We start from the raw sequence: 23796 nt of genomic DNA, 5'->3' as shown, positions 1-23796 counted from the left end.
AGTGGAGATCGGTAGCAGCAGACTTCGGGCTGCTCGCCGAGGTGCGACATGTTCGGTCATCGCCTGGGTTGGGGTGAGGTAGGCAGCGGGAGCGAGATGACGTTCCGTGCGGGCTGTTCAAGAGCCAGGCGCAGCTGCTCATTCTCCAGCGTGAGCTGATTGACGACCCGAACGAGTGCTGGGACGTCGGCACGGAGTTGAGCGAGTTCGGTGTTCTTGTTGGCGATCGTCTGTTTGAGCCGGGCAATAGTTGCGCGGAGCTGGGTCTCGACTTCGGAGACGTCGGTGCGTTCGGCGACGCGGGCGTAGAACTCGGCCTTCAAGTCCGTGTGACGTTGCGTGAGAGCGTTCCTGGGGACGCCAGCCTCGATCGCCAGAGCGACAACAGTCAGCGCGCCGTTGGATCGCTCAGGGACGCCATCGAGGATGCGAGCCATCGCGACGCGGATCCGGAGCCGTTCGTCGAGTGCAGGGGTCACCGGGCGCCCTTTGACCGTGTGGTGCGAGTGTGGACGTGGGTATCGGCGTAGCTGCGGAGCTGGCCGGCATTCGCCCGAAGTCGGTCGCCGATTGGCTGGGGGACGTGAGCGGCGCGCTTGTCCAGGGCGTCTGCTCGCTCCCGGAGCCGGTTAGCGTGTTGGTCGGTACGGACGATGTTGCCGCAGCCGGGCACGCACCGGTCCAGTGTGGGTGCGTTGCGTGGCTCACCCTTGGCACAGAGCGCTCGGTCGCGCTTGTAGAGGCAGAGCAGAAGCGCGTGAGGGTTCTCGTAGAGGACTGCGCCATCGCGGGCGAGGAACTTGCGGGCGAAGTCGGCCTTGACCTCGCGGCCCTCGAACCGTGGGGTGTTCGCGGCCTCGACGAGCGCGCGGCGGGCGGCGGGGCCGGAGATGCCGCCGCCGGCCTCGAAGTGCTCGCGCAGATCGGCGGCCGTTTCCGCGACGGCCAGGGCGGTCTCGACGTCGATGATGCGGTGGATGCCGCCCCTGCTGCGGGAGGCGTATCCCTCGGAGGCTTCGGTGGCCAGAGCAGCGCGCATGTGGCCGTACTGGAGGGCGAGCGCGACCAGGCCGCCGGGGCGGCGGGCAATGTGCCAGGCCAGAGATCTCCGGAACCGGGCGGTGCCAATCGCCCCGTGTGGGTCGGGCGGGACGACCTCGTCGGACAGTCCGTGTGCGAGCGACTCGGCGTTGACCCAGGCCACGAAGTCCTCGATCCGGCGTCGCATAGCCGACGCCTTCAGGGATCCAGTTTCGGGGCGCGGGCCCCGAAACTGGTGTTCGTTGAGGTCGAACAGGAGATGACCTTCGGGAACGATGCGTTCCAGGACGCGGATCGCATGGACTACGGGTGCGATCGCGACCCAGGGGACGTCGCGTTCAACACCGGCGGATAGGTGGTTGCCGTCCTCGTCAGTGGCGTTCTTGTAGTGCCGGCTGCGGATCAGATGGGGTTTCGCCAACTCGCCGCCTGCCTCCCTGTCAGCATCGTCGCTGTGGACGCGAATCAGGTGGCGTCCAGGGGAACCTCCCGGTTCCGGCACCGGGTCGGGACAGCACCCGCTGCGCATGCCGAGCACTTCTTGCGGACGCATTCCTGTCAAGTACGCACAGACGATGAACGCGGCGGTGCCTAGATGGCGCATCAAGACGGGGACCTCGTTGAAGTCGAGGGCATCCCGCCAGAGCGTCCCGGCGATGCGGCCGGTCACCGGCACCTCCAGCGGACACGGTCCCGGCCGTTCGGCGACAACCCGTGCCAAGCCGCGCCGCGAATTCTGAACGCTCACCTGGTGGACGGAGGCCCCGGTGATGGCGGCGATGTAGGTGCAGGCCAGCCGGTCCTTGCCATTGCGCTTGGTGGCGGGCAGGGCTTCGCCGACTGCGACCTTCGCGTCGAGATAGGCGATGAGAGCGGCCAAGCCCGCAGTTGTTGACGGTGCGCGGCTGGCGGCCTCGCGACGGCGACGGGCCTCGGTCCAGGCGGCGAGGACGTCGTCGGCCCAGTCCTCAATCACGCGCATCGCCCAGACCAGCAGCGGGCCCATCGTCTCCTCGGCCAGGGGCTCCCTGTCGTTCTCGCCGCCAAGGGAGGTGGCGGTGGGAAGGTAATCGTCCAAGCCGATCTCATCCCATGGCGGCCGCGCGAGCCCGGCCGCCTGCGGGCTCAACTCGTCGTAGGCCCACAACCGCGTCACCGAGATCAGCGTCTTCTCCGCCATCTGCCGACTGGCGGCGGTGTCCCGAACGAACACGCCGTACTCGTGCAGCACCGCCCTGTCGCAGTCGGCCAGAGCGCGGATGCCTCGATCCTCCAGCCACGTCGCCAACTGAAACCAGTAGTTCACTGTGGCAGGCATCTGCCCAGCGGACACACGTCCGCGCATGCGAGCTCCGCGGGCCTTGAGGAACGTGCGGCGCAGTTCGCCGTTGATCAGCGTCCAGGCCAGCAGCCGCAGCTCCTCCCGGACTGCGGCTGGGCACTTCTCCCAATAGATCGACTTCCGTGGCTGGCTGGGGTCTTCGATCAGCGGCGCCATCGGCCAGACCGGGTCGCGGTAGCGGGAGTTGAGGTGGGCGTGCTGGGCATTCATCAAGTGCTCGGGAACGACCAGCGTGCAGGGGTTGGGCAGGGGAAGACGAACGCTGTCCGGTTCGGCAGCAGTGGTCACGGGTTGAGGTCTCCGGTGAGTAGGTGATCGACGATCTCGCGGTCAGTGCTGGTGACCCGGGCCAGCGCGTGCCGCCAGCCGCCATCGCCAATCTTGTTCTTCAGGTCCTCCAGTCGCGTGTGGGCACCGCCCCAGTCCTGTTCCCACGCGTGCGCGGGCAGCACGGACCGCATGTGGGTGAGGGCACGGTGCAGATGAGCAAGCCTGGGGTGATGGTCAGCGTGGACACGGGCATTGGGGCAGGCCAGACACATCAGGAACGACGCGCCGCAGCCTCCGTCCGAGGTGGGGACGGGGCTGCCGCCGGAGTCGGAGCAGTCCGCGGTCGCGGTCTCCGCGTGCGTGGGGTCACGGACCAGGCTCAGCTCGGCGACCAGCTTCACCGTCTCCCGGGCCTTGCGGACAGCGGACGCGGCGCCGGCCGCGATGACTGGAACGGCCGCGGCCTGGACCCGCTGGTCGGGCAGCACGTAGGTCCGGTCGTGCGTTTCCTGCGAGTGCTGGGCTCGCTCACCACGTTCGACGGCCAGCACCGTCCGGCGTCCCCGCTGGAACGGCGACACGCCGATGCCCACCACCGTGCCCCATTCCTTGGCGTCGGAGAAGCTCACGCCGAACCGGATTGGGCCGACGGGCTGTGGTCGTTCCTTGTCGATGCTGGTCTTCTCGGGGCGGTGAGTGCGCCAGGCGATGAGATGATCGGTGCCGGGGGCGAGGCTGTCGGCGAGGGCTCGGGCGAATCGCGTCGCCCGCAGTGCCTGAGTGATGAGTCGCCCCGGGGAGTCCGCGCCGCTGTCGGTGACGTTCTCGGTCTCGTAGTGGTGCCCGGCGCCGCGCCGGTACTTCTCCAGCGGGATGCGGTAAGTCGGGTGGCCGTCGTGGCCCGGATCCGCGGCGGCACGGGGTGTGGCAGCGCGGTCGATCACGGACAGGTTCCAGCCGTACTCGGCCATCAGCAGCACCCCCAGCGCTGTCGCCTCCGGCCGGGACAGGAACAGCCGTTGCCACGTCACCTCTGAGGACGCTCCGCCCAGGACCCGGCGGTATCGCCCTGCCAGCGTCTTCTGCCCACTGGGGCCTTGGGTATGGGGAAGGTCGCCGGTGCGTGCCAGGATGTCGAGGGCCTGTCCGAGTTCCCAGTCGCGGCTGTCTGCGATGAACTCCCCAGCACGCCAGTGTTCCAGGTGCCGGGCATTGTCCTCGATCCGCTGTCGTGCTGCTCGGAACATCCGCCGCGCCGCGACCCGTACCTGCTCGAAGTCCGCTTCGCTGAAGGACTGCCGAGTGCTCGGCAGCCGTCCGATGCGCCGGGCCAGTTCCTCCGCCACCGGTCCTGTCTGTAGCCGGGCATCTCCTCGCAGCAAGGTAGTCACCGTGCCGAACCGCTGCCGGCCTGTACTGGTTGACTGCACACTCTGCCACCAGCGCTTCATCGTCGTGGCAGCGAGTTCGTCCAGGTCCTGTGGCGGCCGGTCCTGCTGCGAAAGGAAGGTCGTGAAGGCGGCCACATGGAAGTATTTGATCTTCGAGGTGATGTGGCGGCTCCAGGCTCTGTCGCAGCGGGCGGCGAACAGCGTGGCGAGCGAGCGCTGAAAAGGCTCGGCGACTGGGAGAGTCGAGAAGTCGTACTCCTTCACGTGCCCAGCCGCGTTGTGGTGACGGACGAGCAGTCCGTCTGGCCCGAGCAGTTCGGGGCGGCTGTGGTTGGCCGGGGGCAGGGACGCCGCGCGTCCGCGAGGACTCACCCGGCGCTGCCCGTGCTGGGTGCCATGCGAGCGTCGATGTCCTGAATGCCTTCGGCCTCGCGGGCTACGCGCGCGAACAGCCGATCCAGGTCGGGCATTGGCGCGTCGGGGGGTGCTTCCGTCTCGGCGAGCATCGACTGCAATTGCAGGTGCCTCACCGGAGCGAGGTAGGTCTCGACGGTGGTCTCTCGCGATGCGTGCCCCAAGAGCCCTTGAACCATGAACCATGGGTCGCCGTAGAGCAGGCTGAAATCGCGTCGCTCGGCCTGTGTCAGCCCATAACGCTGGTCCATCACCTCGTTCAGCACAACCAACATGAACAGAGCGAACGAGTGCCTGGCGGCATGCACAGTCGCGTAGGGGGCATAAACCTTGTGCGGGTCCCACCCCAGGTGCTCGGCCGGCGTCAGCACGCGCTCGCACCGCTGATTCGCTGTGCGGAACACGCCCTCCCACGAGTGTGGTTGGAACGGCCGACCCTGCTCATTCAGCCACAGCCACAGCGGCTCGGGCCCGTCAGGGCCGTCGGTGAACAGCAGCATCCGCTCCTGCCAGGTCAGCCGGTTGAGCTCCGTCTCGCCGTGGACGTCGTTCCGGTCGCGCCAGCGCACCATCGGCTTCAGCCCGCGGGTGACCTCGGTAACCATCCGCATCACCGGCAGCCGCTCGTAGCGGCCCGCCTTCTGGGCCTGCCGCACCGCCCACGCCCGCGACGACTCCACGTAGGTTTCCACATCGCCAACCGCACTGACCGAGGCGTAGAACGTCCGCGCCTTCTTCGATCGGGTCACCTCAGCGGCGAGCTTGCCGTGGCAGTAACGGCCACCGGACAGACGGAGCTTGGGAACCTCGAACGTCAGCAGCGCCCCCGCCTCCAGTCGCCGCAGACCCGAGGAGGTCACCAGTCGTACGAACGCGACATTCCTGTCCTCCAGCCGACCCGTCCAGCCTGGCTCCGGCACCCCCTCGCGGGTGTGGCCACGCAACCCAACATCGGTCCACAACCGCCACGTACGCGGCGTCAACCAGTGCACGTTCGACGGCCTGTTGTCCTTCGCCTTCGCCGCCGGGACCGTCAGCACCTCGCCACGCCGGCCCATCACCTGCTTCGTCGCCACCGGGTTGTGCGTGATCCAACGGGTTTTGGCGGCCCATCCGAACAGGCTGGAGAACGCGGCCAGTTCTCGGTTCCACTTCGACCCGCCGATCCGCTCTGGATTCTCGGGCGCGATGCGCCGCCAATGCTCGTAGTCCTCCAGATCCCGTGCCAGCGCCTCTGTCCATGTTCGCCTGCGGCTCCACAGAAAGGTCAGTAGCAAGGCGATGTCCGTCGTGTAGTTCCGCTTGGTCTCGACCGAATAGCTACGGAAATCCAGCGACTGCGCGTACAGGCTCAGGACCGGGTCGACTCGGTGGTCCGGCGACAGGAAGATCGCGTCCCCCGTCCGAGCCCCCACATCTTCCTCGCGTGCTGGTAGATCCTCCCAGCCCTCCAGCACCCTCCGCCGTACCCCGCCGCGTACCGCGTCATGCGGTACCCAGAACACCCGCCAACTCGTCACAACCGGCCCTTCGACGACGTGCATCAACACGCACATCTAATAGGGAACTGGCCGACATGGGCGACAGCTGGGCTCACCTCTGCACCGTGGCGGACCAGCGCATCGACCCCCTGGACGAGCTCGGCAGGACGCCCGAGCACCCGGTTCCCTACTGGGGCTGGGGAAGCCTCCCGGACCAATACGGCCGCCGCTGGGACGGTGATGACGACGAGTCCCCCCTGCCGAAGCAGCCGGCCCGCGGACTCAGTGACCTGCCGCCGATCCTGCCGTGGTGGAGCAATCCCAGCTGATACTGACCTCACGCTGCCGTGCACCATCTGGCCGCTGACCCACCAGCGCGCTCACGACAACCGCGAGTTCTGCACGACTGCGATCGCGCCACCGGCGATCGGACCCTTCGCCGAGGGGCAAGTGGCCGTGCCGCGGGGTGTGGGTCTCATCGGGTGGACAGGTGCGGCCCGAGGTAGCCGATGCAGATCAAGTCGAGTTCGGCGACGTCGAGGAAGTACAGCCGGGGAAACGGCGCAGTTTGGCCGATGCGCACATGGGAGACATAGAGCGCTCGTGGGCTGGAGTCGACCTCGGAGGGAACTGGGAACTGCCGCTGTGCCCGCAGGCGGCTGTTGCCAAGGACAGTGTCGCTTTCAAAGCCTGCCACCTGAGCTGCGGAGATCTTCAGACCGCTGGTTTCGGCAAGGAGGTAGGCGCGGAAGTTCCGCAGGGAGGCCAGCGAGCCGCCCGCGGCGCGTGTCTGCGTCCTCATCTGGGCGTAGGCAGACAGCGAGGTCAGCGTGTTCCAGGTCGTCCTCAGCCAATCCGGCCGCGTCGGCAAACCGGCGGCGATCTTGCCGAGCGCGGGACTCATCCACAGATGGGGCAACGACTCCGCGGCCTGGAGAATGCCTTCCCATGACGAGTCTTCGGGATAGGCCGCGATGTCCGCAGCGGGCGTGGTCGGCGCGCTGGGAAGCAGGGCCTCGTCCGGGACGTGTTCTCGGCGGGGCCGGGAGAGCTGATCGAGGGCGTGTTGCAGATCCCTGGTGAGGTCGTCGATCACCTGGTGCGCGGCCTCGAGGTCATCAAGGCTCCGCCGACGCTGGCGCTGCAAGGCCTCGAGATGGTCAGGGCTACCCACGGCTGCCGCGGCGGCGCGCAGACGCAGCACGTGGTGTGTCAGCCGCCGGCGTGCGGCGCTGAGCCGCATGGCGCTTTCCTCGCTGGCCGCCAGGTTCCGCGTCAGCTCGATGTTGGCCGCGCGCTGGGTCTCAGCTTCTTCCTTGGCCTGCTGAAGGGTGGAGCGCAGCGTCTCCAACTCGGTCGTCGTGTGGTCGAGATGCTCATCAAGTCGGTGGCTGACATGACCGAAGACGACCGTGGACTGACCAGAGTGGGCGGTATCCCAGAGAGTGTGGAAGCCGGGCTGCTGCGGGGCGGTCGAAGTGCGCCGGGCTTCATAGAGTGCCGGCCCTGCTTGCCAGCCGACGTTGAAGAGAGTGACAGGCTTAGGCGTTTTGCCGCCGTCGGCGGGCTTGGCCAGGCCGACACCGCGGGTGGCCGAGGCTGGTCGTTTGGCGATGTCGGGATCTTCGCTGCACAGGTACAGCAGCACGTGGACAGCTGCTCGGGTGAGCGCGGTCAGCCAGGCCTGCATCCGTCCGGGCATGTAATGCATGTCGGGTTCGGAGGCGAAGGCTTTCAGGGTGTTGTCCACAGCGTCGTCCACTGTGAAGTGACCTTGCCCGCTGGGGATGGTCAATCGTGTGACGTCAATGTCAATCTGGTGCCCTTGGTCATCGAGGATTCTGGTGAGAAACAGAAGCCCCAAGCCCTTCCGTTCTCTCTCCCCGCTTGAACAGAGAGCACCGCCAGTGACTTTAAGCCGTCCGTAGACATAGAACCCGATGACATGTCCAACCTTCCCGTCCGGCGTCGCGACGTGAAGAGGCTGAGGGAACACGATCAACGGATCCGGTCGCGGCAGACGATCGAAGATTTCTGCTGGTAGTTCCCCGGAAGTGCTGTCGTCGAGTTCTGAGACCAGTTGAGGATGAAGGGCGTAGACCGTGCGCTTGCGTATCGACCAGAGTCGCCGAACGGCGAGCCCGACGATCAGTCCGTACATGTCGTGCACGTTCGGGATCGAGGCATGCTGGAGCGGCTGGCCTTCGCTGACTGGTTGCACAAACTGGAACAGTCCTACGTTTCGGAGCACCTTCTCTTGCTGCGAGGCCAGCCAGTGTACGTAAGTGAGCGTCTCCAGGGTCTGATCGTTGAGTCCGAGACCCTGCTGCGACTGCATCGAACCGCTCAACGATTCTCCATGAGGTGTGACTAGTGGATTTTAAGGCGTGTTATCCTAGTTTAGCCCATCGGGACCGAAGTCGATTCTCGCCCCTGGCGAATCCTGTTGTACCCGAGTTGGTCAATAGCGTCAGCCGCGGGCTGCGCGCAGACTATCCGTTGTTGCGCGATTTGTGGTACGGGGTCAGGTTCCAATGCGCGCATCACGAACTGCCCCGTGAGGCATAATGAGTTGGTGACGACCAGTCTGACCGAGGACGACCCAGCTCGTGCCATGCTCGCGGAGTGGCTCAGCGCAGTAGTGTCAGTGCAGGCGCAAGCCACGGAGCCGGGCTGGACATTTTGCTGCGCAGAAGATGTGGTACTGAGGCTGGGTAGTTGGGGCCACCGATCCCCTCTGCCTGAGGGGCGTCCTAGGGGCCCCGAACGGTACTGCTTTGCGAATGCCGCAGACTACAGCCGTCGTTATGGGATCGCCTATGTAGAAGGTTTCGCGCTGATGAGTGCTGGCGTAGTGCTGTCTCACGCGTGGTGCCTGGACGAATCTGGAATCGTGCATGACCCAACATGGGCGTATGATAACGGGCTTGCCTATGCGGGCGTTGCGTTCTCTGAAGACTATGTCAAGGGATTCAGGGCGCGTCATGGTAAGGCGCTGATTCTCCATGATTCTCATCTAGATGACGCGGCTGTTTTGCGCTTTGGCTTTCCTGGGAGAGCGACGTTGGCGCTTGGCAAGCGGCTGTCGACCACGGTGAGATAGCGGTTGTGTCCATGTGGATTGCCCGGCTCGCCCGCTTCGGTCCTCGTCATCCTTTACCTTGGTCAAAGCTGCGAATGCTTGCGTCGAAGCGTGCGGCTGCTCTCAATTGACCGTCAGTCTGCTTGTAGGTGTGCTGCACTTGTCATGGCGGTCAGTCTTGGTAGTACTCCGTGGCTGGACTTCCGTCGGTGCGACGCCAGCCTGTACCGTCCTGTTTGACCCAACCATTCGGCTCGCTATCGGGACGGCCATCCCACTTGTAAGCGGCCTCGAGGGCGCACTGAAGAGCCATGTGTCGAGTATCCGCGATATACTGCCATCCGCGAGTGTATATCAATTCGTTGGTTAGAGGGGTTTCGCAAAGTCGGGCGCCAAACAGTGTCTCGGATACATCGATATAGCCCCACTCGGTCGTCTTGACGCGGAGTCGACCGTCCTCCAGTTTTTGATATGACATACTGTTCCCAGTGCCTTCATGTTGCTCAGGTGTGGTTTCGGATGCCGCCGCTGTCTCCCATCTCATCCCATCCCATCACGGAGTAACGGTTATAGCACAGTCAATCCGTCCGGCAGGCCGCGCCCTACTGTCTTCGTGCTCTGATTGGACCTGCTGCGTCAGCGGCCAACTCGATGGTGTTGCGACGGAAGGTGATCCCTTCTTGGAGTGTCGGAGTTGTTATCGTGTCGCATGGTGCTGGAGATCGGTTGAGCCGGTGGTATGCAGGCAGCGTGTTGACCGTGCCGGGACGCGGCATGTGGTGGGCAGTCGAGGCTCACGTGTTGTCCGGGCGATCATGGAGCGAGGCCGGCGAGGACCCCAACCGTAGAAAGACCGCAGCGAACCTGGCGGGATCGGCACCGGTAAGGATCTCGGCCAAAGGGCCTTCGGGAAGGCTGAAGCTGTCAGGCCTGGGCTGATGTCCCTGCGACCGCGGTAAGGCAGCGGTCTCGTGGTCCTCGTGCGACGCAGCGGGCAGCGGCCCGGCCAGGATCTGCTCGATCTGCCGCCGCTGCGGGGAGCCCTCCCGCGTCAGTCTCCGCGCTTCCTTGGCCATGTCGTGGCTTCGGGGGCCTAGACCGTTGCGGCGCCACCAGGACGATGTCCACGCGCAGGCCACCGCGAGATGCCGGGACTCGCCGAGCTGGGTCAGGATGTCCCAGGCCATGTCCGCTGCGGAAGCGCCCAGGTTGCCCGGGTCGTGCAGGTGCCACTGGGCTTGGGCCTGCACCAGTAGCGCCTGGGCGGTGAGGTGATCGGCGTCCAGGATCTCGGCGACCGCGGCGGTCAGGACAGCGTCGTCAGCGGCGGCGGTGAAGCGGCCCTGGCGCAGGCGGAGTTGCGCGCGGTGCAGGAGGTGCACTGTCAGGCCTCGGAGGTCACCGAGGCGGGCATCTAGCGCTATCGCCTTGGCGTGGCGTGTTTCGGCTACCTCGGGTTTGCCGCGGTGGTGGGCGTGGTGGGCGAGCAGGTCCTGCGCGGTGGCCTCGGCCGCCTCATCCCGACCCTCGCGTGCGTACGTGCGTGCGTGCGCGCTGTGGTCTCTGATCGCCTTGTCTCGCTGGGGATGGTGGGGGTGGTCGTGCAGGTGGGACCATGCCAGTGCCGCGTGCAAGGCGCTGGCCGCGCGCGGCTGGTGGTCGGCGGAGGCGGCGACTATGCCCAGCTCGAGCATCTCCCGCCACTCCGGTCCAAGGTCGTGGACGAGCGCCACCCCGGTAAGGGCCTCCACCAGTGCCCAGGCTAGTTGAAATTCCTTCAGGCGATCCGCTTCGCGGATGGCGCCGAAACACCGGCGTTTGTCCTGGAGCAGCCGTGCCAGGGCGTGGTTGCGGTCGAGGCGGGTCGCGACGGGGGCGGCCAGCGTCCAGGCGCGGTCCCCGCGAGCGAACGCCGCATCCATCGTGGAGGCTAGATCCTCGCGGTGTGCGCATGCCCCGCGAGCCAAGTCCGCCAACTGTTCAATGCGGGCCAAGGCCACTTCAGCGTCTGTGCCGATAGTGCTGCGCAGCTGCTCGGCCGACGACGAGAGGTACGGGAACTGGGGATCGAAAACAAGCGCTCGCTGCAGTGTCTGGTCAAGGGTGTTGCGGAGAAACGTGGTGCTGATCATGCCTTCCTGCAACGGGGTCAGGGCCTTGCGGCATCAGCGCGGATGGAGTGGACGGTCGTCGGCGGACCCGTCGGGGGCGTGCGCTGCGCGGTAGCGGCTCAGCGTCACGGGCCGGGGCTGGGGCGCGCTGGGCAGTGGGTGGGCACTAACCAGGCGATTGAGCGGGAGGCTCGCAGCGTCACCGCTGGTGCTCGGGAGGGCTGTTCAGGCTTGGAGTTGACGTCACCGGCGCGCCGACAACGTGGCGATGACCGCCTCAAGTACCGGGACTGCACGTGGACAGGGGTTGTTGTAGTCAACCGGCGCCGAGCGACCGCTTTTCAGGTTTACGTCGATGGTGACGAGCGCGATGTTGGACACTGCGACGCTTGTTGTGCAATCGCCGACCAGGTTTTCGGTGTCACCCATGTGCACAGCTGGGTAGCCGGAGATCTCCACAGGTTTCCATGTCGTGTACCACGATTTGCGACGGTACAGCTCGACGATCTCGATGTGAGTATTGATAATCATGGAGAAGCTCGCCGCAGCCGGGGTGTCGGTGGCATTCCATTCGCAACCCAGGCCGAGTAGCGTGAAATCGTCTTCACCCTGGACAGGGATGGCAAGTTGAGTGAGCTGCGGGCGGCTGAGCAGGCGGCAGGGCCCCTTGATGAACGGCCTAATGTCCAGTTCGGGCTGGGTGATTGGCGGTGCGCCTGCTCGATCCGCGCCGGCGGGGACCGCGCTGGAAGTCACGGGCGCTGGGGGGCACTCCGGCGGCGCGGCGCAGCCGGCCAGCAGGAGCGTGATGGCCAGGACGGCGGCGGCTGTCCGGGAGGATGTGCGCGAGTCAGGTGGATTCTGCGTGAACATTATCGCTGGCCTTTCACGGTGGTCATGACCCGTTCGGTGATCCAGGGGCCGCGCAGGCAGGGGGTGAGGTGGTCGGTGCCAGGTGTGATCCCTCCTGGCACGTACGCACCGAGTGTGATCCAGGCGTCTTTCCTGACACCTACACTTACTTTGCACCAGCCGGATACCTGCGTATCGCTGTAGGTCGCCGCCGGATAGCCGGAGATCTCGAGCGGCATCCAGGAATAGACCTGATTTTTGCGGCGGTACACGTTATCGATGCCGCCTGCTTCTATGGTGACGGCCAGTGTGAAGTTGATTCTCGCTGGAGTCTCGGAGGCGTCCCAGCGGCAGAGCGGGCCGAACCTGATGTCGTTCTCGTACTTGCCCGGGACGGTGATGCCGAGTTCGTCGAGTTGCGGGTCGGTGAGTAGTCGGCACAGGTCTGGGCCTGATTTGAACGGCTCGATGTTCAGTTCGGGCTGGTTCCAGGGTGGTGCGCCGTGGGGATTTCCAGGGTGGGGCGGGGTGAGCGCACATCCGGCCAGGGCGAGCGCTACACACGCACCTGTGGTGATGTGCCAGAGCCCGCGGAGAAGGCCAGGCGTCGAAGGCGGGAGGGGCGGCATCGAGCAGAGTCCTTCGGTCGAGTGATTCTTGTTGTCTTGCAACGGGAACGGCTCACGCAGAAACGGTGGCGGCAAGATCGCTCGTGAACCGGCGATGAGAACGCGGTGGTCAACGACGAGGCCGAGCACCGTGCTGTGGTCGCAGCGAGGTGTGGGCCCGCCGCCTGTGCTATGCAGTGACGGCCCGCCGCATAGCCGTTAGTGACACGATCGCTGGGCGTTGACGTCCCTGCTGTTGCCAGCTGGTAGATCAAGCATCAGATTCCGGTTGAAGAAGCCGGTCGGCTTGAACTCGAATCCCGTCTTCACGATCGGCATCACCGGCCAGTCCTCGGGCGTGGGGGAGTGCAGCGTTGCGACCACTGGCCAGATCGTCACCGCGGTGCCCGCCAGATCGCGCTTCTGGCTGATCCAGCGGGGCAGACCGTCACCGCCGTTGCTCTGATTGGGAAACTCGCCTGCGGGATACCACTCCTCGAGGCTGTGGTGGGTGACCCACAGATCCTTGGTGGCAAAGGCGGCCCTGGCGGCCACGGAACTTTCCGGGTCGGCGAGCAGTCGAGGGGCGGGCGCGATGTTCAGGGTGTAGGCGGTGGGATCGCCGTAGGCGTTGAGTGCGTGCGCACTGCTGACCCGCCACACTCTTCCCGCGGCCGGATCGGCGAGCCGGCCAGAGACCTCCTCGGAGTCAATCAGCGTGGCCCGGACCCGGAATGCGTTACCCAAGGGGTTATCGGGCCCCGGTAGGTCCGCCACCACGTCGACCTCGTCCACGGTGACGCACGGACCGTCGATCTCCGGGACGAGACGAAAGACGAAGAAATGCTGGTGAATCGGCGCCAGCAACGCTGGTGCGATCCGACCGCCGTATCCGGCCGGCTCGCCAGCAACCAGCGCCCTGGTCTGGACAATCCCGCCCAACTTGACGGTGCACTCGATCCGGCCGTCGTAATGCAGCGAGTACTCGATGTTGTACTCGTAGTTGCCCACGGTGAACCACGACGAGATCACCAGGCGGCGACCGCGCCGAACTTCAGGCTGGTCCTCCCACCGGAAGTTGTTGTGCCGCCAGGCCGGCCCGGTGTCCTCCTCGTGAATGCAGATCGCGTTCGGGAGCACCTCAGGCTGCCCGTCGTAGTCGGCGATGACCGCGTTGAGGTAGAGGATTTCGCCCACACAGTCACAGCCCAGGCGCAGGCAGTTCGCCTGGCGGCCCAGGTGGTACTCGCCCACATCGAAAGCGTTACGCCAGCGCAGCAACGGATGGGGGTCACCGTAGGGGACGACCATCTCGGCCAGCGCGAGGTGGTGCAGCACCGGACGGCGCCGGTCACCGTCCTGAATGGACACATCACTGAGGACCAACCCGTCCACCGGGTGGAAGCCGACGTGCGCCTGCCACCGGTGCCAGGTCAGCACGCCATCGTCGACGGTGAAACTCGGGCCTTCAGGCTGGATGATCTCCAGAGGCCTGATGTCGGTCCGGGGCGGCGGGGCGTGTTCGGGGATGTAGTTGCCGCACTCGGCAGGAATGGGCACAGGGCCGGGGTCCTCGATGTGCAGCACCGTCTTCTGTGCGAGGTCAACGGTGACGATCAGGTGCAGCGGGTGGGCGTAGCCGTTGTCCTCGGGGAAGTGACGCTGGTAGAGCGTGGCCCGCACGATCCGCCGGGCGGGATCCACGCCCTCGATCGGCAGATTGCCGGCGGTCCAGGGATCGCACTGCAGCAGTTCCAGATCAGTAATGCCGTGGCGCTCCAGTGCGGCCACGGCTTGCTCGTCGGAGGTCACGATTGCCTGGAGGGCCAGCAGTTCTTCGCCGGTGATGGCCGGCTGCACGCCTGGCCGCAGCTCCCAGCTCGTGATGCGCGGCGGGGTCAGACACACCTCCCCGACGTAGGTCTGACCCGTGGCGGCCTGCCATGCGGTCACCGTGGCCCAGCGCAACCCGAGGTCATGCCCGGCGCGGAAAGCGGCGGTGTCGTCCATGCTCGGTGGCACCGCCGCGATCACCGGGAAGCTCAAGTCCAGGTCGGGGTGAGCGGCCGTGACAAGCGTGCGCACCGTGCGGATCTCGTGCTCGGTCAGGGCATCGGCGGGGTGCCGAGAAGAGACGGCGGCAGTCGGAGAGGTAGGCATCGGTAGTCCTCTGACGATGGTGATCCCGTAGGGCGAACAGGACGGCTGAGACGATCGCGGTGTGGCTTAGTGAGTCAGGAATCCGGCGGGGCCGGTGCGGCGCGACGTGCCGCCACTGCCGATCTGGTCATAGACCTCTGGGCGGTGGCGTTTGAGCCAGCCTGCCCAGACCATGCCTGCGACGAAGACGGTGAACACCAGCACCGGAGGGATCCACCACAGATCGGAGTGCCCTCCCAGAACGATGTCGAAGTTGACCAGCACGATCAAGGCCAGAACGACCAGCACGACAGCAGAACAGGCCGGGGCGATCGTGCGAGCCCACACGCTGACCGAGGTGACCTGGTGACGGAAGTAGACGATCACCGCGACCGAGGTCATCGCCATGAGCAGCAGGATGCCCAGCGCACCCAGGCCAGCCGTCCACACCGCCAGATGCTGCACCGGGTGCAGATCTGCAACCCAGAACACGATGACCACGCTGGCGGAGGTCACGCACTGCACGAACGCGCCCACGACAGGAGCTCCTGTCTCGCTGTTCTGGCGCCCCAGCGCCGACCACAGCACCCGCTCCCGGCCCAGCGCGTAGAGGTACCGGGCGACCATGGTCGAAAACGCCAGGAGCGCGGCGAACATGGACGAGAGATAGATCAGCGGGCCGACGTCACCGAACCAGGAACCCAGACGCTCAGAGCCGAGACTGAACAGGAAGCCCGCGCCCAGTGACCGCGTCTGGTCGACGACGCTGTCGGCTCCCGCTGCCGCCGTCATCGCCCAGGCGATGAGCGTGTAGCCGATGGTGATCGCGCCGATCGCCGCGTAGGTGGCCCGTGCCACTGTCCGGGACGGGTTCCGGCACTCCGCGGAATACAGTGCCGCTGACTCCACGCCGGTGTAGGCGGCCACGGACAGGCACAGCGCCGCGGTGAACGACCCGCTGACCATCGCTGAGGGCGACAGCGCCACCAGCAGTGTCCCCGGTTTTGCCGGATTCACCATCGCGCTGACCACGAACGCTGCCACGAGCAGACATTCCGCGATCAGCAGGACCGAGAGCAGGCGGGCGTTGATCTCGATACGCGAGACTCCGCAGATCAGGACGAAGAAGGCCACCACCAAGGCCGGGATCACCCACGGGAACTCTGGAAGGCCGAGCTTGGCCAGTTGCTCGGAGGCCATCGCCCCGAGGAATCCGTAGACGCTGATCTGGATCGCGCTGTAGCCCAGCACGGCCGTAAACGCCGCTGCGACCCCCGCGACGGGGCCGAGGCCGAGGGCGACGTAGGTGAACATCCCGCCGCCGGTGACGACATCGCGGCTCATCGCTCCGTAGCCCACGCTGAAGAGCAGGATGAGTCCACCGACGGCCAGGTACACCCACGGCAGCCCCAGCAGGCCGGAGGAGGCGAAAGCGGCTGGCGTGCCGCCGGCGGCGACGGTGAGCGGGGCTGAGGCCGAGACGACGACAGCGACAACGGCCAGGCCGCCGAGCTTGCGGCGTGGCAGGTCGGAGGAGAAGCTTGTGCTAGAGGGAACAGACACGCCGACTCCATCAGGTCCGTAGATGGCGGGAATGGTGCTGGGGGCCGCGGTATCCGGTGGCGGTTAGAGCTGGCGACGGGTTGCCTCGGCGCGCATGCGCTCGCGGTGTTCCTCGAAGGCGGTGGCGGGATCGTCGTCGTCCATTCCCCACGGCCACGCGATGGCGAACGGGCCGAGGAAGTCGAACACCTTCCAAGCCAGCTCGTACTGTCCTGTGTGGACCAGCCCATAGGCCAGATAGTTGGCATCACGAACGTCGGTGGCATAGTGGACTGCTCGCTTCTGCCACCACTGCTCCACCGCACGAGTGACGCGGCGGCGCACCGAGGACTTCCTCCACAGCGCTCCGGCTTCCCGCCGAAACCCCGACTGGCCGCCTTCGCGGTGGGAGGCGGTGAGCTGTTCGCAGAAGGCGACCAGCGGCAACACATGCCGGGGCGAGCCCTGCGCGGCGCGGTCGCACAGTTCGCGGGCGACCCGTGACATCTCATCGCCGCTGCCGTGCCACTGTGGCGAGTAGTACTCCAGATACTGGCGGTAGCCTTCGGTGAACTCCTCTCGCGCGGGCTCGGCCAGCTCAGCGAGGCGTTTCTTGAAGTGCGCCCACACGGTGTCGATGAGCAGCGGTTCGGTGGCCGGCTCCCGCCACGCCTGCGGCAAGACACGCGCGAGCGTGAGCTGCGCTATCTGCACGAGGAGACCGTGGTGCTGGAGATGACTCTCGCATTGGCTCCAGGCCGCGGTGATGTGCTGATGGTCCGCGGGTTTCAGGAACGCGCGTGCGACGTCTGTGTAGATCTTGAGCAGGTGGGCGGACTGATCGTCGGTGTGCTGCACCCACTGCTCGACGGTGTTGTACCGGCAGCCTTCCTGCGCCAGCACCTGTAGCCGGTGGATCTTGACGTCCTGGGTCCGGTTCTGGTTGAGCAGCTTCTGAGCCGGCTGCCACCGACCGCGGGCGAGGTCGCGTGCTGCCTCTGCCAGATGGTCATCGTCCAAGGCGGAACGGAACCACGGCGCCTGTTGTCGTTGCTGCTGCGCGTGTTTCCCTCCCGTCGCCGACCATATCCCTTGCGCAAGAACGGTTTTGACTGTGCCCACTACAGCCCCCACTGGACCCGCGGTCGAGCGCAGGTGTCTGCGCCTGCTGGTCGGATCGTGGCTTGGATCGGGGTTGTGCGATGGCGGGAGCCGAGCAGGCACGGCTGATTGGCGACGCTGTCACGTGCGAGCACTGTGGCACTCGCCGCCAACGCTCGAGGCAGCAGGAAACGCAACCGCGGGCGACCCCTTGCAGACAGGAGTGCCGGAGGCCACAAGCCGGTCAGCAAGACGCGCAACGACGGGCAGGGACGAGCCTGTGCCACCCGGCCGATGCGGCACAGCCGGTCACCAGGGCTCCAAGGATGGTCGAGGTGGTGATACGACAGGAAGGTTGTCGGGCAGCCGCCGCCCGGGACTACCGCTGTCCCCGTCGGTGAGGCCGCGGTCATGCGGTGCCCACCTCTTTCACCAAGGCCTCGGCGATCGCAGCGGCCTGGCGGCCGTAGTCCGCAGCCTCAGAACCCTTCTCCGGTAGCTCACCGGCTATACCTCGCGGCAGCCGAAACGCCACCGTCAAGTTGAGGACTCCCCGCTTGCTGTTGGGGTCGAGGGTGATGTGGAGCCGCTGCTGGGTGACCTTGTCTTCTTGTGTGCAGTCCAGGGCAGCGCGGTTGCCCACGGTGATGGACTTGGCTTTGCTGCAGAGGTAGGCGCTCAGTTGGCCGGTGCCGGCGGTGAGGGTGGCCACCATCGACCGGTCGGCGCGACCAGCACTGCAGTTTCGTGCATCGGGCTGTCCTGGTGCTGGGACGTGGGCGACCTCAGTCTCGGCCTGTGCGCCGAGGGCTCCGCGCAACAGGCGGCACAGGTGATCAGGCGCCTGATCGGTGGTGAGGGCGTTCTGCAGGGCGTTGAGGTCGCTCGGCCGGTTGACCTTCCTGTCGGGAGGGCCGCAGCCGGTCGGAACGGCGATCGGGTCGAGCTGGCAAGACGGGTCGTGTTGCTCGTCAGGCCGGTCGGCGGGGATGCCGAGCGTTGGAGGCGCGGGCGGGAGCGGCTGCTGCGGCGCGGTGGCCAGCCTCTGGCGCAGTGCGGTGGCCAGTGTGGTCGCGTTCGCGCAGGGATCTCCGCTCTGGCCGCCCCGCGCGGTGTGGAGCACACTTACCGACCAGACCGTGCTCTCGGAGTCCTGGTTAGCCCAGCTCAGGTCGCACTGATCCGACGAGGCGACCCGTTTCGCCTCGGTCACTGGCACGCCCGTGGCCTCGGGGAGGGGGACGATGCTGGCGCCGCGATGCTCTCCGGGACGTTCGCGCGCCAGCTTGACCGGGTCCCCGGCGGTGAATGCCAGCTGCATGCGGGCGTGGGAGGGGGAGTGCGCATTGCAGTGGTCCGGGTCCTGCGATGTCGCCGCATCGGGGGTGAACGGCAGACCGGTGCCGGGGATCGCGGCGTGCAGGAGCTCACAGGCGGAGGTGCGGCGCAACTGCCGCTCCGCCCCGGGGCGAGTCAGGGACTCCGGCCTGAGGAATCCGGTCAGCGCGGCGGTGGCGACCTGCACGGCCAACGCGCACGCCGAGGCGGGACTGTCCTGCGGTGGTGAGTTCTGCGGCAGGGGAGTGGTGATGGTCAGCGCCCGCGTGGCCGACAGGGGCAGGGCGAGCTCGCATTTCCCGGTCCCGCCGCGGTCGGGTTTGTTCCACCACAGGTATCCACGCTGCCCTGGGTTGTGCCCGATGGTCACCGGCGCGCGGGCCGCCCGGGAGGGGTGATCAAGTGCGGCGCCTACCTGCACGGAGGCCGGCGGATACGGGGCGATCTTGGTGGGCACCTCGCACTCTCGGGGTCGCACCGGCCGCGGCGCGGTGGTGGCGGCGAGTACCGCCTTCACGGTCGGCAGGGCCAGCACCGTGCAGGGGTCCACTGCACGCTCGGCCCACTGCGCGGGCTCCTCCGGGATGATGGGCAGCACACGGGTTGGGGCGTTGGTGCTCGTGGGCGTGCCGGGGTGCTCGAGTGGCGGTGTGCACCCGGCGGTCAGCGCAGCGCACAGTGCGACCGCCGCAACCCTCCACACAGGACCTGGTTTAAGGGACTGGGGCTTCACGTGTTCCTCTGTTCGTTCTTGTTGCGCACCACCGTGCTTCCTGCCGGCCACGGCGGAGTGGGCGGACTTGGCGGCACGTCCTCGGCTGGACTGCACATCGGTGTGCCGGTTGCTAGGTGGGAGTGCGGCCGCGCTCACGCCGCGGTGGTCGTGGCAGGGCGGGCAGCCGGTTCAGCAGCGTGTAGACCATGTCGGCGTCGGCGTCTTCGAGAAGCGTGCCCAGCTCGCCTTGGGGATGACCGAAGGTGGTGCGCTGCCCGGGCGGGCGTCGCCAGCTGCATCGTGCTGGGCGCCGGTAGCTGGTTTCCGTCGCGGATGGCGAGGTCAGGGTCAGGATGTGCTCGATCTGGGCCCGTTGAGGTGAGCCATCGAGCGTGGCGAGCCTGGCTTCGGCGGCGCATTCCTCGCGGGCGGCGGGGTTTTCGTTGTGGCCATGCCCGAGCGCGCTCCAGGCATGGGCTGGCGCGAGGTGGCGAGTCGCTGGGAGCGGAGTGAGGATGCGCAAGGCCCGCCCGGCGGCCTGGGCGCCGTCCTGGTGCGGGTCACCCAGGTACCACTGGGCCTCGGTGTAAGCCAGCCACGCTGCGGCGGTGAGGAAATCCTCGTTGAGGACCTCGCCCACGCCGGCGGCCAGCGCAGCATCGTCGGCGGCCTCAACGAAACGGCGGCGAGCCAGGTGAAGGCGAGCACGGTGCAGCACGTGCTGCGCGAGGCCATGGAGGTCACCGCCGCGGGCATCCCGCGCTATCGCCCGCCCATGGTGTCTCGCGGAAGTCCTGTGGGCGCCGCGCAGGTGGGCGTGGTGGGCTAGCACGTCGAAGGCTGCGGCCTGGCCTGCCCTGTCGTGGCAGTCCCGGGCCAGGGCAAGTGCCGTCTCGCTGTGATGCTGGATGGCGCTGATGCCCTCGGTGTCGTGCGGGTGGTCGAGCAGGTAGTCCCAGGCCGACGCGATGTGCAGGGCAGCGGCACCGCGCGTGTGGTCGCAGGCGGTGGCCGCGGTGATACCCAACTGGAGCACGGCGGGCCATTCCTGCCCGAGGTTGGTGATGCGCGCCAGGCCGGTGAGGGCCTCAGTCAGCGACCAGGCCAGCTCGGCCTCACCCTGGGTGTACGCCTCGCGGATGGCGCCGAAGCATCGGGCCTTGTCGTTCAGGAGCGTGCGCAGGGCCTGCGCGCGCTCGGGGTGCCGTACTGCGGGAGCAGCCAACTGCCACGCGCGGTCACCTCGGCGCAGCGTCATCTTCGTTGTGCGGGTGAGATCCAACCGGTGGGGGTGTAGACCGCGGACCGTGGTGAGCAGGTGGTCGAGGCGGTCCACCGCCAGTGTGGCGCTGCTGCTGTGCGTGTGCGTGGGGCGGTTGTTCAGCGCGGCCGGGGACTGGTAGGGCAACTGGGGATTGAGGGTGAAGGCACGGTGCAGTGTCACCTTGAGCGTGGCGTGGAGCTTCGTGCTCTCGATCATGGTGTCCTGCACTGGTGTGAGGGCCTGGAGGCGTCGGTCGTGGTCGAGGCTGTGACCGAAGGCGTTCCTGGCGGGGACTGGATGTGAGCCACCGGTGGAACTTGGGCCTGTGTTCTGTGCTGGGGAACCGGGTCGTGTCGGCGCAGGGTGATCCAGCGGTAGGCCGTGCCGAGCGGCCGGTCCTCGGAACTGATGGATCCGGCCAGCGTCAACACGCCGCGTTCGCCCGCAGCGGTGAGACCGAGTGCGGCGCGTGCCGGTGTCAGGAGCCGGTTGCTCACGGCCGGCACTTGCTGTGTGGTGGGAAAGGGCAGTACCACGGCACCGGTGCCTGGCGTTGTGCCTACGGGCTCAGCTCCGTGTTGCTCGGTCGGGCGTTCCGTGGCTGCGGCGGGGTGTTGGCGGGAGACTGTGCGCTGCTTCCGGAGCATGGCGAGATTGGCTGTGGCGAAGGCGCCGAAGACCAAGGAGCGATCCCGCACCAGTTCAGCCAGTACTCGCTCGTCTACGGTGGGATCGGCAAGTGCCGAGCGGTACTGCGCCTCCAGCGCGGTCGCGGCCTCGAGGCTCACGCTCAGCTGCCTGTCGGCAGGACAGTCCTGGAGTTGACGGGCAGTCCAGGCCTGTACTTCGTCGCGTTTCGCCCCCTTGAGGTGTTCGGGCCACACGCCGATGTCTGTAGTCAGCGCGGGTGTTGCGCTCGGGCAGGGGTGGAGTTGCTGCACGGTGGCGATGCCAGCGGCACCGGTGTCCACAGTGGAACTCCGTCGGTGCGTTCTGCGATTGGTAAGCACGTGGTTCAAGTCCTGGATGTGAGTGGATCTTGATGGCAGGAGTGGTTGTGCTGCAACGGTTGCAGCAGTCAGTGCAGCTGACCGTTCGGGTCGCTGTTGTCGGTTGCGTCGCGGCGCTGAGGCGATGTCATGGGTGGCTCTCACACCTGTGCTCGATTGGGACCCGCTGGTGCCGGGCGGAACTAATAGACGGGCGCCGAGAAGGGAACTTTTCCGCCGTCCTGCACGGTGTCAGGCAAGGCGGTTTCCTCACGCACGGAGCCGTCTGCACCGAACTTCCAAGCCATGGTGACCTCGAGAGGTCGCCCAGCGACCCGAGTGAGTCGGTAGGCGGTCTGCACGACCAGCCACGGGCCGGCGAAAGCACTCTGGCCCCGAACGGTGCGCGCGGGGACAAGTTTCACCTCGACTGCCGGGACATGCCTCCCCCCGCCGTAGATCTGGGCGGCGGTCCCGTAGGCAGCCAACACGGCCGCTGGAGGGGTACCGCACGTGTTCTGCGGCAGACCAGCGCCTGCCGCCAGCATCGCCGGGTACGCCTTGGCTGTGCCTTGACGCACGATCGCGGCGTGCACGAACTGCCGGGCGCCGTACTGTCCGGGCGCGCTGATGTCGGTGACCACGAGTCCCGTGTCGTGCATGGCCACGTGCAGGCACCAGCGGTCCCACGTGATCACACTGCCGTGGAGGTGCACGTCTTCAGGCCCTGACGTTTCCGGGGGAAGCCGGCATTGGAAGGGAGCTCGGGCTGGGGCTGGCAAGTCTCGGAGGGTGATGGGGCCCTTGCGCTCCGCGCGTTCCAGGGCAAACGCCCGCACCACCACAGGAGCCATGGAGAAGCCGGTGATGAACGCTTGGATCGTCAAGCAGGCCCCGGCCTCAGTCCGGGTATGGGGTTCGCCGCTCCACAGGTCACCTTGTGCGGCGGGCCAGAGCGTGCTGTGCGGGTGGAAGTTCGCCTCAGCAGCGAGGGTGGTCTCCTGCCGACTGTTCTCGTCGATCTTCTCCTGGTCGAGCAAGACAGTCGCGCTGTGCAACGTGTCGGTGCGTCGGTCATGCAGGAGTGCGCGCAGGCGCCGCGGCGGCAGGGTCGGCCCGCAGTAGGAGATCACTTCTTGCCAGCACACGTCGGTGGAGAGCGCGAGCACTTTCCGATGTGCGGTTTCCGGATCCCGGCGCAGGACGGCCAAGGCGCGGTGCTGTTCCTCGGGGGTGGGAGTGTCCAGCGGGTGTCGTGGGTCGGTGGCGGTCAACATGGGGACCCCGGCAGCGAAATCCACACCGATCGCCCGATGGCTCCGATGAAGGCCAGCAGCGCGGCTGGCTCGACGTTGTTGTGCTGCCACCAGGTCGGCTCGTGGATGGCGCCGGCCACCAGCATCGTGACGCGCGCACCTGCCTGGCGCACGGTGTCATGTGCCGCGGCGATCGACTGGCCGCTGCAGACGAGTCCGGCGGCCACGATCACCAGGCGGCCGGTCAGTGACGGGGCCGCATACTCAGCAGAACGGTTGTCGAACAGGATCGTGGGTGTGGCCGGACACCACATCGCGATACGGCTCTCGGGCAACTCGGCTACCGCAGCGATTCGGGTCGCTAGGGGCAGGCCGCCGCGACCCACCGCCACGACAGCGGCACCTGGCACGCCATCGTCCACGCTCCATGCCTGAGCAACGATCTCCAGTGCCATCAACCCGAGAACATCGTCATCGATCCTGATCGGCTCCGCTTCCTCAGCCAGCCGCGAGGCGCTCCGGCCCCGACGTCTGCGGCGCGCCAGGTGTGAAGACGCCGCCGCGGTCAGCAGTACCCCCGGGCTACCCGCCGGCAAAGCGGCGAGGGCAGGCGCCCCCGCGGGGGACCTTGGCCGCTGCGCTGCAACGTTCTGCCTTAGGCAGCTCAAAGTCATCACACCCCTCCGATCAACTCGGTCCCGGCCCGGCGGCCGCCTGTACAGACCCGCCGCGACTTCGCCCCGTCAAGCACGCCGGGGGCCCGTGGCAAGAACAGGCTCATCTCGACATGAGTACCGATTGAGCTGCGGTTCATGGTGGATGCGGGGTCTGCGATGATCATTCTTAGCGGCCATTCGAGG

At 66.8% G+C, this 23796-nt stretch carries 18 protein-coding genes; 2 read left to right on the top strand and 16 right to left on the bottom strand.

Translation table 11 applies throughout. The features are described 5' to 3' along the window. Nucleotides 1-56: 56 nt before the first annotated feature. The 4 genes from M8C13_RS07150 to M8C13_RS07135 form a co-directional block, all read right to left on the bottom strand. Complete coding sequence (locus M8C13_RS07150; RefSeq protein ID WP_252479682.1) at nucleotides 57-479, bottom strand: hypothetical protein; 423 nt, start codon at nucleotides 477-479, stop codon at nucleotides 57-59. Continuing rightward, the gene (locus M8C13_RS07145; RefSeq protein ID WP_252479681.1) at nucleotides 476-2671 is read right to left on the bottom strand and encodes an integrase; all 2196 of its coding nucleotides are present in this window, start codon (nucleotides 2669-2671) and stop codon (nucleotides 476-478) included. Before M8C13_RS07145 ends, M8C13_RS07150 begins: the two co-directional genes overlap by 4 nt. Beyond that, a complete protein-coding gene (locus tag M8C13_RS07140) occupies nucleotides 2668-4308 on the bottom strand; it encodes a hypothetical protein (RefSeq protein WP_252479680.1) in 1641 nt (546 codons plus the stop codon). The genes M8C13_RS07145 and M8C13_RS07140 overlap by 4 nt, the downstream gene beginning before the upstream one ends. Nucleotides 4309-4412: 104 nt before the next feature. Next, complete coding sequence (locus tag M8C13_RS07135; RefSeq protein WP_252479679.1) at nucleotides 4413-6002, bottom strand: hypothetical protein; 1590 nt, start codon at nucleotides 6000-6002, stop codon at nucleotides 4413-4415. 32 nt (nucleotides 6003-6034) lie between these two features. Here M8C13_RS07135 and M8C13_RS07130 point away from each other — a divergent pair, with 32 nt between their 5' ends. Beyond that, complete coding sequence (locus M8C13_RS07130) at nucleotides 6035-6268, top strand: hypothetical protein (RefSeq protein ID WP_252479678.1); 234 nt, start codon at nucleotides 6035-6037, stop codon at nucleotides 6266-6268. Between the two features lie 146 nt (nucleotides 6269-6414). Here the strand turns inward: M8C13_RS07130 and M8C13_RS07125 are convergent, their stop codons facing one another. Then, a complete protein-coding gene (locus M8C13_RS07125) occupies nucleotides 6415-8289 on the bottom strand; it encodes a hypothetical protein (RefSeq protein ID WP_252479677.1) in 1875 nt (624 codons plus the stop codon). 225 nt (nucleotides 8290-8514) lie between these two features. On the opposite strand from M8C13_RS07125, the gene M8C13_RS07120 reads away from it, so the two are divergent. Continuing rightward, a complete protein-coding gene (locus tag M8C13_RS07120) occupies nucleotides 8515-9042 on the top strand; it encodes a hypothetical protein (protein ID WP_252479676.1) in 528 nt (175 codons plus the stop codon). 773 nt (nucleotides 9043-9815) lie between these two features. On the opposite strand, the gene M8C13_RS07115 is transcribed toward M8C13_RS07120, so the two are convergent. The 11 genes from M8C13_RS07115 to M8C13_RS07065 all read right to left on the bottom strand — a co-directional run bounded on the left by M8C13_RS07115 (nucleotide 9816) and on the right by M8C13_RS07065 (nucleotide 23391). After that, entirely contained in the window at nucleotides 9816-11153 is a 1338-nt protein-coding gene (locus M8C13_RS07115; RefSeq protein ID WP_252479675.1) for a hypothetical protein, read from the bottom strand. Between the two features lie 222 nt (nucleotides 11154-11375). Further along, on the bottom strand, nucleotides 11376-12005 hold the full coding sequence (locus tag M8C13_RS07110; RefSeq protein WP_252479674.1) for a DUF3558 domain-containing protein: 630 nt from the start codon (nucleotides 12003-12005) through the stop codon (nucleotides 11376-11378). Then, nucleotides 12005-12742 (bottom strand): DUF3558 domain-containing protein, encoded by a 738-nt coding sequence (locus M8C13_RS07105; protein WP_252479673.1) that lies wholly within the window; start codon nucleotides 12740-12742, stop codon nucleotides 12005-12007. Before M8C13_RS07105 ends, M8C13_RS07110 begins: the two co-directional genes overlap by 1 nt. Before the next feature lie 69 nt (nucleotides 12743-12811). Further along, nucleotides 12812-14752, bottom strand: a complete 1941-nt coding sequence (locus tag M8C13_RS07100; RefSeq protein ID WP_252479672.1) for a primary-amine oxidase — start codon at nucleotides 14750-14752, stop codon at nucleotides 12812-12814. A 66-nt stretch (nucleotides 14753-14818) separates the two neighbouring features. After that, nucleotides 14819-16294, bottom strand: a complete 1476-nt coding sequence (locus M8C13_RS07095) for an APC family permease (RefSeq protein WP_252479671.1) — start codon at nucleotides 16292-16294, stop codon at nucleotides 14819-14821. Nucleotides 16295-16357: 63 nt separating this feature from the next. After that, complete coding sequence (locus M8C13_RS07090; protein ID WP_252479670.1) at nucleotides 16358-17293, bottom strand: hypothetical protein; 936 nt, start codon at nucleotides 17291-17293, stop codon at nucleotides 16358-16360. A 490-nt stretch (nucleotides 17294-17783) separates the two neighbouring features. Next, nucleotides 17784-19310 carry a hypothetical protein gene (locus M8C13_RS07085; protein WP_252479669.1) on the bottom strand — a complete coding sequence of 509 codons (1527 nt, stop codon included), beginning with the start codon at nucleotides 19308-19310 and terminating at the stop codon, nucleotides 17784-17786. A gap of 247 nt (nucleotides 19311-19557) precedes the next feature. Beyond that, nucleotides 19558-20907 (bottom strand): hypothetical protein, encoded by a 1350-nt coding sequence (locus tag M8C13_RS07080; protein WP_252479668.1) that lies wholly within the window; start codon nucleotides 20905-20907, stop codon nucleotides 19558-19560. Then, on the bottom strand, nucleotides 20904-21662 hold the full coding sequence (locus tag M8C13_RS07075; protein WP_252479667.1) for a hypothetical protein: 759 nt from the start codon (nucleotides 21660-21662) through the stop codon (nucleotides 20904-20906). Before M8C13_RS07075 ends, M8C13_RS07080 begins: the two co-directional genes overlap by 4 nt. A 221-nt stretch (nucleotides 21663-21883) precedes the next feature. Beyond that, a complete protein-coding gene (locus M8C13_RS07070; protein ID WP_252479666.1) occupies nucleotides 21884-22954 on the bottom strand; it encodes a hypothetical protein in 1071 nt (356 codons plus the stop codon). Beyond that, entirely contained in the window at nucleotides 22951-23391 is a 441-nt protein-coding gene (locus tag M8C13_RS07065; protein WP_252479665.1) for a phosphoribosyltransferase, read from the bottom strand. The genes M8C13_RS07070 and M8C13_RS07065 overlap by 4 nt, the downstream gene beginning before the upstream one ends. Between the last annotated feature and the right edge of the window lie 405 nt (nucleotides 23392-23796).

The sequence above is a fragment of the Crossiella sp. SN42 genome, assembly GCF_023897065.1.
Lineage (GTDB): Bacteria > Actinomycetota > Actinomycetes > Mycobacteriales > Pseudonocardiaceae > Crossiella.
The sequence above is the reverse complement of the archived record's forward strand: the minus strand, read 5'-3'. Positions and strand labels throughout refer to the sequence as shown.